Origin of the sequence: Legionella impletisoli, from assembly GCF_900639875.1 — a bacterium.
Lineage (GTDB): Bacteria > Pseudomonadota > Gammaproteobacteria > Legionellales > Legionellaceae > Legionella_A > Legionella_A impletisoli.
The window spans coordinates 94,423-112,363 of sequence record NZ_CAAAIA010000007.1 but is presented as its reverse complement, the minus strand read 5'-3'; the positions used below and the strand labels follow the sequence as shown (position 1 = coordinate 112,363).

Sequence of the window (17,941 nt, the reverse complement as noted above, 5' to 3'; positions counted from 1 at the left end):
CGCGTGAGTAAAAAAACAAAAAAACCGCTTTATAAACAGGACCCACATTATCAAAGAGAGCGAGAAAAATATTCGGATCCTATTCCAAGCCGTGAGCTCATTTTACAGATTCTCGAGGAATATGGGCGCCCAATTTCCTGCAATCAGCTCTTTAATAAATTGGAACTTAAAGACCAGGCAAAACAGGAAGCACTGGGATTTCGCTTGCGTGCTATGGTTCGAGATGGACAAATTATGCTTGACCGACGGGGCCGTTATTGTTTGATGGATAAAATCAATCTACAACGCGGAACCGTGCAAGGCCATCCGGATGGATATGGTTTTTTTATTCCAGATGATGGCGACGAAGACATGGTATTATCTGCAAAAGAAATGCGCGCCGTTATGCATGGAGACGTGGTCTTGGCTTATCCTGTTGGTTTAGATCGCCGCGGTCGGTCGGAAGCCAAAATTCATGAGGTCATTGAGCATGCTCATACGAATGTCGTAGGACGCTATTTTTCTGAGCATGGCATTGGCTTTGTTGTTCCAGACAGTAAACGATTAACACAAGATATTTCAATTCCTTTAGAATTTGCCAATAACGCGAAAGACGGACAAATCGTATTGGTTGAATTGTTAGCGTATCCAAGTAAACGCACTCAAGCAGTGGGTAAGGTCATTCATATTTTAGGCGAGCATATGGCTCCTGGAATGGAAACGGAAATTGCCATTCTTGCTCATGGAATTCCTTCTGAATGGCCGGAAGATGTTGCCGCCGCCGTTACCAATACACCCATGCATGTCACTAAAGAGCAAGTCGAAGGTCGAACGGATTTACGCCATCTGCCTTTTGTGACGATTGATGGTGAAGATGCGAGAGATTTTGACGATGCCATCTATTGTAAAAAATCGCCGAAAGGAGCATATCAACTCTACGTTGCGATTGCTGATGTTAGCCATTATGTAAAAGTAAATTCTCCGCTCGATAAAGAAGCTTCGAGACGAGGCAATTCAGTTTATTTTCCTGGAAAAGTGGTGCCCATGCTGCCAGAAGCGTTGTCTAATGGCATTTGTTCGTTGAATCCCAATGTGGATCGTTTGTGCATGGTTGCTGAGCTTGGGATATCCGCTCAGGGAAAAATAACCCGTTCTCGTTTTTATCGTGCCGTGATCCATTCTCATGCGCGTCTGACATACACCCAAGTTGCTCGCTGGTTTGAAGAAGGAGAAACGGAGAAACCTTATCAAGCGCTGTGGCCGATGTTACAAACAGCGCAAGAATTATATGAAGTGCTTCTTCAAACTCGCAAACAACGAGGTGCGATTGACTTTGATACCACCGAAACAAAAATTGAATTCGATGAACATCGAAAAATTCAACGAATCGTACCGGTTATACGTACTGATGCACATCGTTTGATTGAAGAATTTATGTTAGCTGCTAACGTGGCCACGGCGAGTTATTTACAAAAAGCGAGCATTCCAACTCTGTATCGTGTTCATCCAGCTCCCGAAGAAGACAAAATACTTGAATTACGTAAATTTCTAAATGAAATGGGGTATCAATTGAGCGGCGGTAAAAAGCCGACTCCGAAAGATTTTCAAATCACTATGGAAAAATTAGATGGTAAACCTGAGCAGCATTTAATTGAAACGGTCATGTTGCGATCGTTAAAGCAGGCTCAATACATTGAGTCTAATGATGGGCATTTTGGTCTTGCTTATTCAGCTTATACTCATTTTACCTCTCCCATTCGTCGTTATCCTGATCTATTAATTCATCGCGCGATTGGTCATTTGCTGGATAATAACCCGATAGATGAATTTGAGTATGATGAAGAGGAAATGAGTCGACTTGGCAAGCATTGTTCAGCAACTGAACGAAGAGCCGATGAGGCCACCCGTGAAGTTGTGGCTTGGCTCAAATGTGAATTTATGCAGGATAAATTAGGGCAGGTTTTTCGTGGCAGAATTTCTGCAGTGACTGGATTTGGTATTTTTGTTGAGTTGGAAGAATACTATATTGAAGGCTTAGTTCACGTCACGTCATTAAAAAATGATTATTATTCTTTTGATCCCACCAAGCACCGCTTAGTTGGGGAACGCACAGGCCAGGTTTATCATTTAGGCGATAAAATGACGGTTCTTGTGGCTCGGGTTGACTTGGATGAGCGGAAAATTGATTTTGAACCGGTTCGTGATGAGGATTTAGAGTCAGATGAGTGAGCAGTATATCTATGGGATTCATGCCGTTATGGCTTTGCTTGAGAACCCCAACCGCGTAATTAAACAATTATATGTGGCATCGGGCCGAGAGGATAAAAAAATAAGCGATGTTTTAAACATGGCTAAGTCTCGCAAAATACCTCTTGAAACCCTTTCGTCGCAAGTAATGAATCAAAAATTTTCTGGAAGAAACCATCAAGGGCTAGTGGCTTTAACTGAGTCTTTGTCTGAATACTCCGAACGAGATATTCCCGAGCTTCTTAAACGATGTAGTCATCATCCATTGATTTTAATTCTAGATGGAGTCACCGATCCGCATAATTTAGGCGCCTGTTTACGTAGTGCGGATGCAGCGGGTGTAGATTTTGTCATGATCCCGAAAGATAAAAGTGCCAGTATTACTCCTGTCGTCAGTAAAGTAGCTTCTGGTGCTGCTGAAACCATGCCCGTGGCACGGGTAACGAATCTAGTGCGTGGGATGGAAATACTTAAAGAACATGGGGTTTGGATTTATGGTGCAGCGGGTGAGGCCAAACATTCAGTCTATTCGTTAGATTTTAAAGGCCCAACGGCTTTGATTATGGGCAGAGAAGGAAGCGGACTTCGTCGTTTGACGCGAGAACACTGTGATGGGCTATTTTCATTGCCGATGTATGGAGCGGTCACGAGTTTAAATGTATCGGTTGCAGCCGGGATCTGTCTTTATGAAGCGGTTCGTCAAAGGCTCTGATCTGCTTACTATCCTACTTTTTCCTGCATGGCCCGACTGATTATCCCTGCATGGCCCGACTGACTATCCCTGCATGGCCCGACTGACTATCCCTACATGGCCCGACTTGTTCGGGCCATCTCAAAACCCTTACTTCCCTACAAACTGATGGATGGTTTTTACGAGCCTCGTTACAAGCTCATCAATCTCTTCTTCGCTCATAATTAAAGCTGGCAAGAGGCGGATAACCCGCTCTGCTGTGACATTTAATAATAACTTATTTTCAAGCCCCATTAGACGTATGTCCATAGCGGGACGGTCGAGTTCGATTCCTAACATATAGCCTTTGCCGCGAATGGTCCGAACGTTGGGGTGGCTATCTAGCGCTTCTAGAAGCTTGTCATGAAGAATCACGGAGTTTTTTGCTACTTTTTCACAAAGCTTATCACGCTCAATAACTTCTAGAACGGTTAACGCTGTAGCACATGCTAAAGGATTTCCTCCAAAGGTGGAGCCATGCATTCCAGGTTTAAAGAGATCAGCTGCTCGCTTGCTCATCATACAAGCGCCAATCGGCATGCCATTGCCCAATCCTTTGGCTGTGGTCAAAATATCCGGAGTAATCCCTACATCCATGCATGCAAAGAGTTTACCCGTACGACCATTACCCGTTTGGATTTCATCGAGAATGAGTAACCAGTCATGTTTTTCGCAAAGGTTAGCCAATTCCCGTAAATACATTTCATCGGCGACAGAAATACCGCCTTCTCCTTGAATCGGCTCTAACATGACAGCTACAATGTCGTCGCGGTTTGCAGCAATGGTATGAATGGCATCCAAATCATTAAAAGGAGCACGAATAAATCCGGGTACTAAAGGCTCAAAACCAGCCTGTACCTTACGACTTCCTGAAGCGGTTAACGTGGCCATGGTCCGACCATGAAAAGCGCCATCCATAACGATAATGGATGGGGTTTCAATACCTTTTTTATGACCATATAGGCGAGACAACTTAATTGCGGCCTCATTGGCTTCCGCTCCTGAGTTACTGAAAAAAACCTGCTCCATGCCTGCCATTTGAGTGAGTTTTTCAGCCAAGCGTTCTTGTTCTTTTATTTGTACCATATTGGAGGTATGAATTAATTTAGCAGCTTGTTCTTGAATGGTTTTGGTAACATCAGGGTGAGCATGGCCAAGCCCACATACGGCAATCCCAGTGAAGGCATCCAAATACGCATTGCCTTTCTCATCGTATAACCAGATCCCTTTACCGTGGGTAAACGAAATGGGTAGAGGATTATAGGTTGTCATGAAAGCCATGTTCACTCCTTTTAAGGGCTAAAGACATTCTTATTGAAAAAAATCAACAAGGGAGATAATTCGTTCCGACATTCCGCACCGGCGTCTTTTTTGCTAATTATACTGTGGTGCGAAATGTCAGTTCGTTATTAAAGAATTAGAGGTTTTTCTCAGCAAAATCCCAGTTTACCAAATTCCAAAAGGAATTGAGGTATTCAGGACGTGCGTTGCGATAATCAATATAGTACGCATGTTCCCAAACATCGCAAGTAAGAATGGCTTTTAAACCATCCGTCATGGGGGTGCCGGCATTGCTAGTGCTCATTACGTTTAATTTACCGTCTTCATCTTGAACTAACCAAGCCCATCCAGATCCAAATGTACTTGCAGCGGTTTTAGTGAATTCTTCTTTAAACTTATCAAACGAGCCAAACGATTGGTTAATAGCCTCTAATAATTGACCTGTTGGCTCACCGCCACCATTCGGGCTCATACAATGCCAATAAAACGTATGATTCCATACTTGCGCGGCATTGTTAAATACTCCACCAGAAGATTGTTTGATGATTTCTTCCAATTCCATGTTGGCGTATTGTGTTCCATCAATCAGCTTATTAAGATTGTTGACATAGGCTTGATGATGCTTTCCGTAATGATACTCGAGCGTTTCTTCTGAGATATAGGGTTTCAATGCGTCTTTAGGATAAGGCAATTGGGGTAAAGTAAAACTCATTATTTTCTCCTCCTGATTATGGTGGAGGTAAGTGTAGCAGGATAATACCGAGTTTCAATGTGTTCGTAATGGTTGAGGGCAAACACATGAGCGATCAAAAAATAACAACTTCATAGTTTAAATGTAATATCTGTTATATATACCCATTCTACCTGAAGATCTTCAGATAGAATGGGTATATTTCAACGTCCTGCGGGTGACCGCAGGATCCATGCTAGGAGCCTCAAAACCAAAGGATACTGCATATGAAGTACTATACAATGGCATTAACAAGAATTTATGTGCACTCATGATCTTGCCCTGTAATGGTCCTGTTAGAATGTATGCTATACTTGGCGCAGATTGTGAACACGCAAAGTATATAGTAGCTCTGTTGCGATGTGTTCTGATTTTCGCCATAATTGCGACTTATTTTGATTATTATAACTGAGGGTGCCCCGTGGATACACTTGAAAAAATTAAGCAGCAAATTTCTGAGAACGCTATAATTATTTATATGAAAGGCAGCCCAAAGATGCCCCAATGTGGTTTTTCTGCGCGAGCTGTGCAATGCATGAATGCCTGTGGTGTTGATTTTGCCTATGTCGATGTGTTAGCAAACCCGGATATTCGTCAAACATTACCACAATATGCAGATTGGCCTACTTTTCCTCAACTGTATGTAAAAGGCGAGTTAATTGGCGGCTCAGACATTATTGCTGAAATGTATGAACAAGGCGAATTGGAGTCCTTGCTGCGTGAAGCGGTAAGCGCATAATACGACCTAATTATTTATTGAATGGAGAGATGACATGAGCGTTTTAGTTGGACGAAAAGCACCAGATTTTACAGTACCTGCGGTATTGGGAAACGGTGAAATCGTTGAAAAATTTAACTTATATGAAGCAATCAAAGGCAAATACGGTTTAATTTTCTTTTATCCTTTAGATTTTACGTTTGTTTGCCCTTCTGAGTTAATTGCATTGGATCATCGTATGGATGAATTCAAAAGTCGCAATGTTGAAGTGATTGCCGTATCAATCGATTCCCAATTTACTCATAATGCTTATCGTAATACCTCGGTTAAAGAAGGCGGTATTGGCCCAGTTAAATACACGATGGCAGCCGATGTTACTCATAGTATTTGCCAATCTTACGGTGTAGAACATCCTTTAGCAGGAGTTGCTTTCCGTGGCGCGTTTGTAATTGATAAAGAAGGCAATGTTCGGTCTCAAATTATTAATGATTTACCCATTGGCCGCAATGTGAATGAAATTTTAAGAATTATTGATGCGGTGCAATTCTTTGAAGAACATGGCGAAGTTTGTCCTGCGGGTTGGGAAAAGGGCAAGCCAGGAATGAAAGCCTCTCCTAAAGGTGTGGCTGATTACTTATCGAATCATTCTGATAAGCTTTAATTATCACTTTGCCTCTTTTCCACTGAAGGAGAAGAGGCATTTTTGCCCAAAGAGACTGAATCAAGGCCTAGATCTCGGCAACGGTTGACGATGTTACAAAATAACTCTGCTGTTTTCTTCGCATCATAAATGGCCGAATGCGCTTCATTCACATCAAATTCTATGCCTGAAGCGTTAACCGCTTTGGCTAGTACCGTTTGTCCGTAAATTAATCCTGAGAGTGTTGCCGTATCAAAACAAGTAAAGGCGTGAAACGGGGATTTTAATCCGGTTCGTTTGATGGCCTCTTTTACAAATAACAAATCAAACCAAGCATTATGCCCCACCAGCACAGCACGTTGACAGTGCGATTGTTTCAAAGCTTTATGAATCGGCGCAAACAAGCGTTGAAGCGCCGTTTTTTCGTCCACAGCAAAACGCAGAGGTTGATAAGGATCAATGCCAGTAAAGGCTAGCGACTCGGGATCTAATTCAGCGTGTTCAAAAGGCAGTATATGTTCAAAATAAGTATCTTTTTGCAGTAATTTACCCTGTTCATCAATATCCAATATCACGATACACATTTCAAGCAAAGCATGGCGGCTAGGATCAATTCCCGCGGTTTCAACATCCACCACGACGGGCAAAAATCCTCGAAACCGGTCTTTTATAGAATGGGATGAGCGATTTTTTTCAGTCTCCATAAACACTCCATGACAAGGACTCACCCGCTAAAACGGGGATAATGACATCATTTCCAAAAGGAAGTGTTTCAGGAATTACTTGTCGCTTATGTTGCAATTCAATCAGCTCTTGATTCGGTGGTAAATGATAAAAACGAGCACCAAATTGACTCATAAATGCATTAAGCATAGTCAAAGCCTCCAACTGATCAAAAACCTCGGTATACATAGCCAACGCGTAGGGGGCTGAATAAATACCCGCACACCCACAGGCACTTTCTTTATGACTTCGTGCATGAGGTGCGCTGTCAGTTCCTGCAAAAAACTTTGGATTGCCGCTGATGGCTGCTTGTTGCAAGGCGGTTTGATCTTTATGGGACTTTAAAATCGGTAGACAATAATAATGAGGCCTTATGCCTCCTGCTAATAGACGGTTACGGTTAAACATCAAATGATGAGGGGTAATGGTCGCGGCAACCGTTTCAGGGGCGTTGGACACAAACTCTACGGCCGTTGAAGTAGAAATGTGTTCTAAAACCATACGAAGTTTTGGGAAATGTTTTAAAAGGGGCTTTAAGTAGATCTCGATAAATTGTGCTTCGCGATCAAAAATATCGCCCTCAGTTACTTCGCCGTGAATTTGCAAGACAAGATCATTCTCTTGCATGATTTCAAAATGAGAATACAGTGCCTTAATCGATTTTGCACCAGCCTCTGCATTGGTGGTGGCACCCGCTGGATAGAGTTTAGCCCCCAAAATATAGGGGTTTGTCTTTGTCTGTTGTAATTCCTCTAAGTTAACCTCTTCATTTAAATAAAACGTCATATAAGGAATAAATGTTTGTGTTTTATTTGCGGCAAGAATACGTTCACGATAGGATAAAAGCGCTTTGATGGTAGTGAGTGGGGGCTTTAAATTCGGCATCACTAAAGCACGTTTGAAATGTAAAGCCGTTGCAGAAACGGTTTGTTCCAGTACCTTTTCATCACGAAAGTGAACATGCCAATCATCGGGGCGGGTAATTTCCAAACAGCGCACAACAATTTCCCCCTTTTATCATTACCTATTAAGTGACACAAATCATAGAATAACATGATTTTTACGCTCCAACAGGTTTACAGATCAAGAGAGTTCAAAAAAATTGACAATTTATAGGTAAGCCTAAATAATCGCCTCGCTTGAAACCCTTCACCAAGACGACAAGGAGAATAAGGATTATGAAAATCAGTAAAACCGCGTTGGCCATACTGGCACTCACGAGCAGTGTTGTTTCAGCCGGCACCATGGGGCCAGCATGTACCGCTGAAGACGTAACAATCCCCTGTAATCGACATGGTTGGGATTTTGGTGCTAAAGCGCTTTATCTACAACCGAGCTATACCGGCGATTTCAGCGTTACCAATTTTACCAATGCTTCCAATATTACAACTTACAATGAATTGGTCCCTGGGTGGAGCTTTGGGTTTATGTTTGAAGGGTCTTATCATTTTGGTAGTGGGAAAGATATAAATCTAAACTGGTATCATCAGGGAAGTACAACGACTTATAGTGAGCTTACGGGTACGGCCGCAGCTCCTCAAACACTGACGGTAGAGCTTCGCCATAAATGGGATGCAGTGAATGCCGAGTTTGGGCAACATGTAGACTATGGTGAACATAAAAATATCCGCTTTCATGGCGGCGCACAATACGCACGTATCAATCATAATATTTATTACAATAGTGCAATTACTACACCAGCTGATACGATATTCATGCGATTTAAGGGGTTTGGCCCAAGAGCAGGGCTAGACATGTCTTACGATTGGAACAATGGATTAGCCGTATACGCCAAAACCGCTGCTGCAGTCCTTGCAGGTTCTAGTGATTACAGTACCGTAACCTTAGGTCTAATTGCCCCCACCGGTGGCTCAAACGGTTCAAACACCGGGGTGGTTCCAGAGCTTGAAGGTAAACTTGGCTTCACTTACAGCTGCTCACTGGCCCAAGGCGACTTATCACTGGATGCAGGATACATGTGGCAAAATTATTTTAACGCGCAAACGTATCGTTTAGCGGCGGCCACGGGTATAAGTCAAACAACTGATTATGGATTGCAAGGGCCCTATTTGGGTATTAAATACATCGGATATATTTAAATCAGAAACCATTAAATTGTTCTGAGAGTGGCATTTAATTTCTGGAAATAAGTTTAAAGAAAAAATCATGAATGGGGGGTTGATTTTCGTTACAAATTAAGCTCAAATGTACCCAGATAATCGTTTCGTGATTTGCTGATACAAAGGAAGCAGTTCGCTCAAATAGTATCGCTGTTGTTAAAAACAAAGGCATAGGGTGCTAAAAAATATAGTGTTTTTATTGCATTTGTGTTGACAACGAGAAAATCAGGCACGATAATCGTCCCAAGTACGTTTTCGGATTAGAGCGATGATGGCGTACTGTAGTCAATACAAAGTTGTGGCTTGACGAAAAAACGGAAATTAATAATAAAAAAGTGGAGAAAAGTATGTTGAATCTGAAAAAAACAGCCGTAGCTGTTCTTGCTTTTGGTAGCAGTGTTGCATTTGCTGGTACCATGGGTCCAGTTTGCACACCCGGTAACGTCACTGTTCCATGCGAAATGCAAGCTTGGGATGTAGGCATTCAAGCTCTTTATCTGCAGCCCACATTCAGCGATGCCGCTGGCTACTTTGCTCAGACAGTAAACGCAGCTGGGACAGCTAGAGCTCTGATTGATAATAATATGGATTGGAACTGGGGTTGGAAGCTAGAAGGCTCTTATCACTTCAGCACTGGCAATGACGTCAACTTGAACTGGTATCACTTAAACTCTGATGACAACCGTTATGCCTTCTCTGGTACAAGCGGAATCATAGCTTTAGATGGCGCGGCTACCGCTACCACAAACCAAGTGGCAGTTACCGACGCTCGTTGGGACGCTGTAAACCTTGAGTTCGGTCAGCACGTGGACTTTGGTCAGTTCAAAAACATCCGTTTCCACGGTGGTGCGCAGTACGCTCGAATTAAAACCGAAGCTTCAATCAATGGTTTTAACGTAACGGGTGTTCCAGCAACAAGCACATCTTATACTTTAAATGATGAAGCTAAATTCACAGGGTTTGGTCCACGCGTTGGTGCTGATATGTCCTACGACTTTGGCAATGGCTTAGCTGTATACGCAAACAGTGCTGGTGCCCTGTTGGTTGGCGACAGCGATATAACTCAGACCGTTACTACTGTAACACCTGCGTTCGCTACCGCTATCGTTCCAGCTACCGGCAGCAGAACCGCTGTAGTTCCTGAGTTAGAAGCTAAATTGGGTGCTAAATATACCTACGCTATGGCTCAAGGCGACCTGTCTCTGGATGTTGGTTACATGTGGGTGAACTACTTTGATGCATTACCATTCAACAATGGTTCAGTTGCTGGGTCATTTGATGACTCCAACTTCGCTGTACACGGCCCATATGTTGGCTTGAAGTGGGTTGGTTCAGTAGTTTAATTCGAACTGAGCAAACCTATAAAAACCCACCCACCGCGGTGGGTTTTTTTTCGCCCAAAATAACATCGCACTACCTCCAAAACCGAGCCGACGGTAACGGAGCATACCTGAGCTTTCCAACCACTCAGATTACTTACCCCTACGTACGATTTTCCTATCTCTAATAGTAGATTTTTCTACCCTACCTACCTCGGTTTGTCAGAAGTATCCCGGTTCGAAGCGATACATCGGCATCGGAGTGGATGTTTTGATCAAGCGGCAGCTCTCTCCCTACCTACCTCAGCTTGTCTGAGGTATCCAGATTCGAAGTGATACACTCGCATTGCAGTGGATGCTTTGATCAAGCCAGAGCTCTCTCCCTACCTACCATGGCTTGTCCGAGGTATCCAGATTCGAAGTGATGCACTCGCATTACAGTGGATGCTTTGATCAAGCCGCAGCTCTCTCCCTACCTACCATGGCTTATCCGAGGTATCCAGGTTCAGAGCATAAAACCAACATCGGAGTGGATGCTTTATTCAAGTGAAATGACGTAGGGATTAAGTGGTGAGATTTTTCTATCCCTATGTACCTAGGGTGAATTTAACGGTTGAATTTAAGCTTAATGAAACGATTAGATTAACTATAGATTTGTTAAGAGAATTTAGTACAATGAAGGTTTGAATGCCTTCAAGCATGATTGTTAGGAACTAAAAAATAATGGAGAAGAATATGTTTAATTTTAAAAAATCAGCAATTGCTATATGCGCATTAAGCAGTAGCGTTGTATTTGCTGGTACAATGGGTCCAGTTTGCACTCCTGATCATGTCACAGTCCCTTGTGAGCACGCTGCCTGGGATTTCGGCATTCAAGCGTTATACTTGCAACCTTCCTTTAGCGATGATGCGAATAATTTCAATGGATATTATATCTCTCCTTTAGGAACCTCCCGTACGCTTGTAGCAAACGAGGGCCGATGGGGTTGGGGTTTTAAATTAGAAGGTTCTTATCATTACAGCACTGGAAATGATGTGAATTTGAATTGGTATCATTTGAATGATAATACCCAAACTCAAGTATTCCCAGTGAATTTTGTAGCCCTTGGAGGATTACCGGCGTCTAACACAGAAACCTATACCCAATCTCCTAAATGGGATGCGGTGAATCTAGAGATGGGCCAAACCATCAATTATGGCCATTGGCTAAATGTTCGTGTGCACGGTGGGGCTCAATATGCTCGTTTAAAAGTAGATACAAGCTACATTGGTGAAAATGCTGTGGGTACGAGTTACAGTTTTGGCCAATCGAGTACGTATAATGGATTTGGTGCTCGAACCGGTATTGATGCATCGTATGATTTAGGTAAAGGTTTAAACATATATAGCAAAGCGGCGGCGGCTCTCTTATTTGGAAAAAATGAAATCAATCAACAATTTTCTTCATCGTTCGGGGCCTTTGTTCCCGCAACGGGCAGTAGAACCGCTGTTGTACCAGAAATAGAAGGCAAATTGGGGTTAAATTATAATTACCCCTTAGCAAACGGCTTATTAACCATTGATGGCGGTTATATGTGGGTCAATTATTTTGATGCCTTATCCACCATTAATCTAGATGATTCAAATTTTGCAGTGAATGGCCCATATTTTGGATTAAAATGGGTTGGCGCGTTCGTTTGATAAACCATGCTATTTTAATAGGTTGGGTTAACCCAACCTATTAAGTTTCCTTCTTTTAAGTGAATATTCGACAACCTCTGTCAATTATCCTTCTTTGTTCGCTTAATTCTATTCTGCAATCTTGTTTTCTCATTGAAAAAATTTAAGAAATAGCTTGATTTTATATTGATTTATAATGATTTATTTGTTCTACTACTAAAGTTTACATATTTTATGTCATGTTTTTGGTAAGGCTATTTTCTCAGATTTTTATGCATGGAAATAGTTATAAAGACCGTTGGATATTGTTTAACATGGAGAAAGGGAATGTTGAGTTTTAAAAAAACACTTTTGTCTACACTGATATTAAGCAGCTGTGCTAGTTATGCAGGAACCATGGGGCCAGTTTGTCAGCCTGGTGATGTAACGGTACCTTGTGCAAGTACAGCATGGGATATAGGCATACAAGCACTATACCTAAGACCAACCTATAGTGATAATGCAAGTTGGTTAGGGGCTAATAGTACTACCACAGCAGCGGGCGTAACTACCGAAAGTTGGGTTGAAAATGAGCCAGATTGGGCTTGGGGCTTTAAACTTGAGGGCTCATACCATTTTAATACAGGAAACGATGTTAATTTAAATTGGTATCACCTGGGTAAAAATACCACAACACACACGCTGAGTGATTCATTTAATTGGGGCAATATATTTATTGATCGTGATGTTAACACCGCTTCGTTAACACCAGAGTGGGATGCTGTAAATCTTGAAGTAGGGCAGCATGTGGATTTAGGAGTATTTAAGAATGTTCGATTGCATGGTGGTGTTCAATATGCACATTTGCATAATGCAGCGACATTTGTGAGTAGTGATACTTTCATAGATCCTGTAGCAGCAGCTGTTCTACTCTCTACAGTACAATTTCAAACAACCTATGACGGTTTTGGTCCTCGAATTGGTAGTGATTTGGTCTATGACTTTAATTCTAATTTTGCTGTATATGCTAAAGGTGCAGCAGCGTTACTTATTGGAAAGGGCGATTTTACCAATTCATTAACAACGAATGATCCTCTTGATCCAGATCCATACTATGCATCGGGAAGTAAAACCGCTTTAGTACCTGAGCTTGAAGCAAAACTTGGATTGCAGTATAACTTTGCTGTAGCTCAAGGTGATCTCTCGCTTGATTTAGGATACATGTGGGTTAATTACTTCCAAGCTCAAATTTATCAAAATGAATTTGATGATATGTTTGATTCTAATTTCGGCTTCCATGGTCCTTATTTTGGAGTTAAATGGGTGGGTTCTCTAGCCTAGCTTTTTGCTCCTACTCCACTTTTTAAACCCCGTATTTTTACGGGGTTTTTTTTGTTCGTTTTAAATTATGATTAGCTCCTCTTTCCTAACTCCACCGTTAGATGCTATTTCACTAGTATCTCTCGCTTAGGTTCTATATAATCGCTCGCGAAGTAAAAAAAATAAACAGGAGTCCCTCACATGAAACACAAAGCTCTTATTGTGGTCATGGCTGTTTGTTCGTTTCAGATTTTTGCTGCCACAGAACAAGAGAAATTGCAGCTAGAAGTCCAGCGGTTACAACAACAAACGAAAGCTTTGCAGTCGCAAATTGAACGTTTAAATCGCAAGATGAACCAAAATAGTCGGCGTCAAACGGCAAAAATTGCTAAAACGAAACAAACACCATCTGATACGAAGGTTGATCCTTCCCCTATCACCTCAAAGAGAACGCCAACCCCTGCTGAGCCAATTCATAGCAGTGCTGTGACCGTTCATTCGTTTGATGAGCATCCCGAATCATTAGGGTTTTACCCAACGGCGTTAATTGCTGATCACCAGGTGGTGACTTACATTGCCGGAACGCCTATTGTGGCATCTCCTTTTTTAGGAAGCCGCCCAGCATTTGATGGCTCAGATTATATTGTAAATATTTCAAGCATTAACCGTGACATCCGGCTCATGCAACAACGACGTCGTATGTATCATGCCTATGAAGCTTTGGGTTATCCTGCACCTGATTTGCCGATTATTGCATTGAGTGGTGCAGTGGTTCCTTCTGGCTCGGTTGGTCGGACCTATTTTCGTAATACCACATCCGATTGGACGCTTGGTACCAGCGAGCTTGATGTTGCCGCTGCTTTAAATAACATGGTCGAAGGATACATGGCGCTTGCTTATGATGACACGCCGCCATTATCTAACCGTCAGCGAATATCCAACTCATCCGTATTTTTGAACATGGGGTTTGTGAATATTGGTAATTTGGATAAAAGTCCGTTCTATTTTACGGCTGGTCAGTTATTCGTGCCATATGGTCGTTTTTCATCAGCCATGATTAGCGCCCCATTAACCATGATGTTAGCACGTACCAAAGAGCGTCCCTTTATTTTAGGCTATAAATCACAAACATCTACAGGCCCTTTTGCCGCTGTTTACGGATTTAAGGGGGATACCACTCTGGGTGGCTCTGGTGTAGGTGGAGTCAATTGGGGTTATATTTTTGGTCGTGGTGATATTTCAGGAGAAGTCGGGGCGAGTTTTATGAGCTCGATTAACGACGCTTCAGGTATGCAGTTTACAGGCTCGGTTCCCGGTACAACCTTTGGAGGATTTGCATCGATTACTAACGGTAATGAAGCGGTTAAAAAAATTCCTACCGTGGATGTCCATGGTAACATCAGTATTGATCGCTATAACTTTACTGCAGAATGGCTGGGTACAACCAGTCGTTTTAGACCCCAGGACCTAAGTTTTAACGGTCGTGGTGCTAGCCCACAAGCTGGCCAGGTTGAAGCGGGTGTCACGTTTATGGCGTTTGATAAACCGTCATCCGTTGCACTAGGTTATCAGTGGTCTAAAAACGCTCTGGCTTTAAATATTCCAAAACAACGAATCAACGGGGTTTTTAATACGTCTATCTGGAAAGATACGGTTGAAAGCATAGAGTTTCGCCATGATATGGACTATAAAACCAATCAATTTGCTAACGGCGCTGCTCCATCCGGCGTAACCAACGCAAATACCGTTGGGACCGGTAAATCGGCAGACACGCTTTTGGCGCAAATTGGTGTTTATTTCTAAGCGACATTGTTAGGTCCCAACGCTGAGATCTGTCTTTTGATCACATCTCTGCCTACGCCACGCGGCTTGACCGCGTGGTCCAGTTTTTTAGCGCAGTACTTGATGTGAATTCGATATTAGAAAAATCCTAATTTTGGTTATATTGAATTGGCTTATTTTGAATGGCTCCTATACAAAAAAGCTTCGTTTTTTTACGAAATAACGTTCGCTAAATATTCATATTACTTATGAATTCTGTGGACAAGCCACAGAACGTAAAAATCTAAACCTGGTCTAAAAAACCAAACCCCCTCCCACACTCTGCGTTCGACTTCTGGTGGAAAATTCAAACATCGCACTGACTTGAAAGCGGTTTTTCCAAATATTGTGCTATCTTTATAACAGTAAGCCAATATAGGGATGTAGGTATGTCAGCGTTTTGGGTGCAAATCCAGAAAGTAACCCTTTTAAGCCAAATATCGCGGCTAACGTTCTTCATCTTTCTTATTTTTCTTTTATTTTTTCAACAGGTTAACGCAGCGCATGTTTTGAAAATTCCCGTCTCAGGTGGCATTGGGCCAGCAACGGCTGATTATTTGATCCGTGGCATTGAGAAAGGTCAAAAAGCGAATTTGATTTTAATTCAATTGGATACCCCAGGCGGTCTTATTAAATCGACAAGACAAATTGTTCAAGCCATCCTAAGCTCACGTACCCCTGTTGTCACCTACGTTGCTCCAAGTGGTGCGCGTGCAGCTAGTGCCGGCACATTTATTTTATACGCGAGCACGATTGCTGCAATGGCGCCGGGCACGCATTTGGGAGCAGCAAGTCCTGTTGATTTAATGGGCGGTGGTGAAGAGCAAAAAGAGAAAAAAGACCAATCCGTAATGGGCAAAAAAATGACGAATGATGCCGTGGCATATATTCGCTCCCTAGCCCAACTTCGTGGGCGCAATGCCGATTTTGCTGAAAAAGCAGTTCTTGAGGCAGCCACTTTGACAGGGGAAGAAGCGTTGAAAGGCGGGGTAATTGATGTCATTGCTAGAAACACGAACACCCTACTCGCCCAACTAAATGGAAAAATGGTCATGCAAGATGGTCGAGAAATTAAATTGAATTTAAAAAAACCAGAAATTGAAACCTTAAAGCCAGATTGGAGAACACGTCTATTATTCGTGATAACGGATCCCACCATTGCGTATATGCTTCTTTTATTGGGAATTTATGGCATATTTTTTGAACTTGTTAACCCTGGATTTGTGGCACCGGGCGTTATTGGTGCAGTCGCTCTGGTTATTGCGCTTTATGCATTACAGTTATTACCAGTAAACTACGCAGGGTTAGCGTTGATCATATTAGGCATAATTTTTATTGTGGCAGAAGCCTTTGCACCAAGCTTTGGTGCATTTGGGTTAGGAGGAACCATCGCCTTTATCGTCGGCTCAATTTTATTAATTGATACGGAGCAGCAAACCTATCAAATCGCTTGGTCAGCTATTTGGGCCATGGCTGCAGCAAACATCATCGTTTTTGTGGTATTGCTTGGCATGGCGATTAAAGCTAGGCGTGAACCAGTTCACCATGGTACAAAAGCGCTCATTGGTGCAAAGGGACGTACACTTGAAACCATTGATCCCGAAGGGCAAGCAGTAATTCGCGGTGAAATCTGGCGAGTACAATCACAACAACCAATTCCTGCCGACAAATCCATTGAAATCATTGATGCGGATGGGTTAACGCTTAAAGCAAAGGAAATAGAAGGAGAATAACATGGGAGCGTTTTTGGGGTTTTTAGCGGTCATATTTTTTTTGCTGGTCTTATCTATGTTCAAGGTTCTTAGAGAATATGAACGAGGTGTAGTGTTTATGCTTGGGCGATTTTGGCGGGTGAAAGGACCGGGTCTTGTTATCATTATTCCCATTGTGCAGCAAATTGTACGGGTGGATTTACGAACCGTAGTGATGGATGTTCCTAGCCAAGATGTTATTTCTCGAGATAACGTTTCGGTTCGAGTGAATGCAGTTTTGTATTTCAGAGTGGTTGAGCCGAAAAATGCGATTATTCAAGTTGAAAACTATTTTGAAGCCACTAGCCAGTTAGCGCAAACAACACTTCGTTCGGTTCTTGGCCAGCATGAGCTGGATGAGATGCTCGCTGAGCGTGAGCGATTAAACAGCGACGTCCAAAAAATTCTTGATTCGCAAACGGATGGTTGGGGAATTAAAGTTTCAAATGTGGAAATTAAACACGTTGATCTAGATGAAAGTATGATTCGCGCAATAGCCAAACAAGCGGAAGCGGAGCGAGATAGACGTGCCAAAGTAATTCATGCAGAAGGGGAACTTCAAGCTTCTGAAAAACTATCCCAAGCGGCGGAGGTCTTAGCTAAACACCCTCAAGCCATGCAACTTCGATATTTACAAACACTAGCAGGCATTGCCAGCGGCAATAACGCCTCTACCATCGTGTTTCCCATGCCAATAGAAATCGGCGAACTCCTAAATCGCGTCATTAAACCAAAAGAGTAAATCGGTTTTTTGTAGATAAATTCAGGAATAGTTATGCTTAAAACGCCGTCTTTGCGAACGAAGTGAAGCAATCCATTACGAAATCCTAATGATGCATCGATGTGGATTGCTTCACTTCGCTCGCAAAGACAACGTATGTTTTGTATTTTTCATAGCATCTATTTGCCCTGATCCTTAGGTGA

Annotated in this window: 15 protein-coding genes; 11 read left to right on the top strand and 4 right to left on the bottom strand. The window is 42.5% G+C overall.

The annotated features are described in order from the left end of the window. Window positions 1-3 precede the first annotated feature (3 nt). A complete protein-coding gene (rnr, locus tag E1O41_RS08695; protein WP_131776926.1) occupies window positions 4-2,208 on the top strand; it encodes a ribonuclease R in 2,205 nt (734 codons plus the stop codon). Beyond that, window positions 2,201-2,938 carry a 23S rRNA (guanosine(2251)-2'-O)-methyltransferase RlmB gene (rlmB, locus tag E1O41_RS08690; protein WP_131776925.1) on the top strand — a complete coding sequence of 246 codons (738 nt, stop codon included), beginning with the start codon at window positions 2,201-2,203 and terminating at the stop codon, window positions 2,936-2,938. The genes rnr and rlmB overlap by 8 nt, the downstream gene beginning before the upstream one ends. 129 nt (window positions 2,939-3,067) lie before the next feature. Here rlmB and E1O41_RS08685 read toward each other — a convergent pair whose 3' ends face one another. Beyond that, window positions 3,068-4,237 (bottom strand): aspartate aminotransferase family protein, encoded by a 1,170-nt coding sequence (locus E1O41_RS08685; RefSeq protein ID WP_131776924.1) that lies wholly within the window; start codon window positions 4,235-4,237, stop codon window positions 3,068-3,070. A gap of 136 nt (window positions 4,238-4,373) precedes the next feature. Further along, window positions 4,374-4,949: a superoxide dismutase gene (locus tag E1O41_RS08680; protein WP_131776923.1), complete on the bottom strand. Its 576-nt coding sequence runs from the start codon at window positions 4,947-4,949 to the stop codon at window positions 4,374-4,376. A 439-nt stretch (window positions 4,950-5,388) separates the two neighbouring features. Here E1O41_RS08680 and grxD point away from each other — a divergent pair, with 439 nt between their 5' ends. Together grxD and E1O41_RS08670 are read left to right on the top strand one after the other, a co-directional pair. Then, the gene (gene grxD, locus E1O41_RS08675; protein ID WP_131776922.1) at window positions 5,389-5,706 is read left to right on the top strand and encodes a Grx4 family monothiol glutaredoxin; all 318 of its coding nucleotides are present in this window, start codon (window positions 5,389-5,391) and stop codon (window positions 5,704-5,706) included. Window positions 5,707-5,740: 34 nt separating this feature from the next. Further along, on the top strand, window positions 5,741-6,346 hold the full coding sequence (locus tag E1O41_RS08670; RefSeq protein ID WP_131776921.1) for a peroxiredoxin: 606 nt from the start codon (window positions 5,741-5,743) through the stop codon (window positions 6,344-6,346). Here E1O41_RS08670 and rnt read toward each other — a convergent pair. Next, window positions 6,343-7,029, bottom strand: a complete 687-nt coding sequence (gene rnt / locus E1O41_RS08665) for a ribonuclease T (RefSeq protein WP_131776920.1) — start codon at window positions 7,027-7,029, stop codon at window positions 6,343-6,345. The genes E1O41_RS08670 and rnt overlap by 4 nt on opposite strands. Next, window positions 7,019-8,047: a dihydroorotase gene (pyrC, locus tag E1O41_RS08660; RefSeq protein ID WP_131776919.1), complete on the bottom strand. Its 1,029-nt coding sequence runs from the start codon at window positions 8,045-8,047 to the stop codon at window positions 7,019-7,021. Before pyrC ends, rnt begins: the two co-directional genes overlap by 11 nt. Window positions 8,048-8,226: 179 nt before the next feature. Here pyrC and E1O41_RS08655 point away from each other — a divergent pair, with 179 nt between their 5' ends. The 7 genes from E1O41_RS08655 (at window position 8,227) to E1O41_RS08625 (ending at window position 17,759) form a co-directional block, all read left to right on the top strand. Then, window positions 8,227-9,147 (top strand): Lpg1974 family pore-forming outer membrane protein, encoded by a 921-nt coding sequence (locus tag E1O41_RS08655; RefSeq protein WP_229669357.1) that lies wholly within the window; start codon window positions 8,227-8,229, stop codon window positions 9,145-9,147. Window positions 9,148-9,515: 368 nt separating this feature from the next. After that, the gene (locus tag E1O41_RS08650) at window positions 9,516-10,511 is read left to right on the top strand and encodes an Lpg1974 family pore-forming outer membrane protein (RefSeq protein ID WP_131776918.1); all 996 of its coding nucleotides are present in this window, start codon (window positions 9,516-9,518) and stop codon (window positions 10,509-10,511) included. 711 nt (window positions 10,512-11,222) lie between these two features. Then, the gene (locus E1O41_RS08645) at window positions 11,223-12,167 is read left to right on the top strand and encodes an Lpg1974 family pore-forming outer membrane protein (protein ID WP_131776917.1); all 945 of its coding nucleotides are present in this window, start codon (window positions 11,223-11,225) and stop codon (window positions 12,165-12,167) included. Window positions 12,168-12,473: 306 nt separating this feature from the next. Next, on the top strand, window positions 12,474-13,466 hold the full coding sequence (locus E1O41_RS08640; protein WP_131776916.1) for an Lpg1974 family pore-forming outer membrane protein: 993 nt from the start codon (window positions 12,474-12,476) through the stop codon (window positions 13,464-13,466). 180 nt (window positions 13,467-13,646) lie between these two features. Further along, on the top strand, window positions 13,647-15,248 hold the full coding sequence (locus tag E1O41_RS08635) for an LbtU family siderophore porin (RefSeq protein ID WP_131776915.1): 1,602 nt from the start codon (window positions 13,647-13,649) through the stop codon (window positions 15,246-15,248). Window positions 15,249-15,655: 407 nt separating this feature from the next. After that, window positions 15,656-16,999 (top strand): NfeD family protein, encoded by a 1,344-nt coding sequence (locus tag E1O41_RS08630; RefSeq protein ID WP_131776914.1) that lies wholly within the window; start codon window positions 15,656-15,658, stop codon window positions 16,997-16,999. A gap of 1 nt (window position 17,000) precedes the next feature. Continuing rightward, window positions 17,001-17,759: a slipin family protein gene (locus E1O41_RS08625; protein ID WP_131776913.1), complete on the top strand. Its 759-nt coding sequence runs from the start codon at window positions 17,001-17,003 to the stop codon at window positions 17,757-17,759. The last annotated feature ends 182 nt before the right edge of the window (window positions 17,760-17,941 follow it).

Excerpts from the sequence above, each read along its gene's own strand:
- rnt (WP_131776920.1), bottom strand. The coding sequence starts at position 7,029 with ATGGAGACTGAAAAAAATCGCTCATCCCATTCTATAAAAGACCGGTTT.
- E1O41_RS08685 (WP_131776924.1), bottom strand. The coding sequence starts at position 4,237 with ATGGCTTTCATGACAACCTATAATCCTCTACCCATTTCGTTTACCCAC.
- E1O41_RS08680 (WP_131776923.1), bottom strand. The coding sequence starts at position 4,949 with ATGAGTTTTACTTTACCCCAATTGCCTTATCCTAAAGACGCATTGAAA.
- E1O41_RS08650 (WP_131776918.1), top strand. The coding sequence starts at position 9,516 with ATGTTGAATCTGAAAAAAACAGCCGTAGCTGTTCTTGCTTTTGGTAGC.
- E1O41_RS08655 (WP_229669357.1), top strand. The coding sequence starts at position 8,227 with ATGAAAATCAGTAAAACCGCGTTGGCCATACTGGCACTCACGAGCAGT.
- E1O41_RS08635 (WP_131776915.1), top strand. The coding sequence starts at position 13,647 with ATGAAACACAAAGCTCTTATTGTGGTCATGGCTGTTTGTTCGTTTCAG.
- E1O41_RS08630 (WP_131776914.1), top strand. The coding sequence starts at position 15,656 with ATGTCAGCGTTTTGGGTGCAAATCCAGAAAGTAACCCTTTTAAGCCAA.
- E1O41_RS08625 (WP_131776913.1), top strand. The coding sequence starts at position 17,001 with ATGGGAGCGTTTTTGGGGTTTTTAGCGGTCATATTTTTTTTGCTGGTC.
- E1O41_RS08670 (WP_131776921.1), top strand. The coding sequence starts at position 5,741 with ATGAGCGTTTTAGTTGGACGAAAAGCACCAGATTTTACAGTACCTGCG.
- E1O41_RS08645 (WP_131776917.1), top strand. The coding sequence starts at position 11,223 with ATGTTTAATTTTAAAAAATCAGCAATTGCTATATGCGCATTAAGCAGT.
- E1O41_RS08640 (WP_131776916.1), top strand. The coding sequence starts at position 12,474 with ATGTTGAGTTTTAAAAAAACACTTTTGTCTACACTGATATTAAGCAGC.
- rlmB (WP_131776925.1), top strand. The coding sequence starts at position 2,201 with ATGAGTGAGCAGTATATCTATGGGATTCATGCCGTTATGGCTTTGCTT.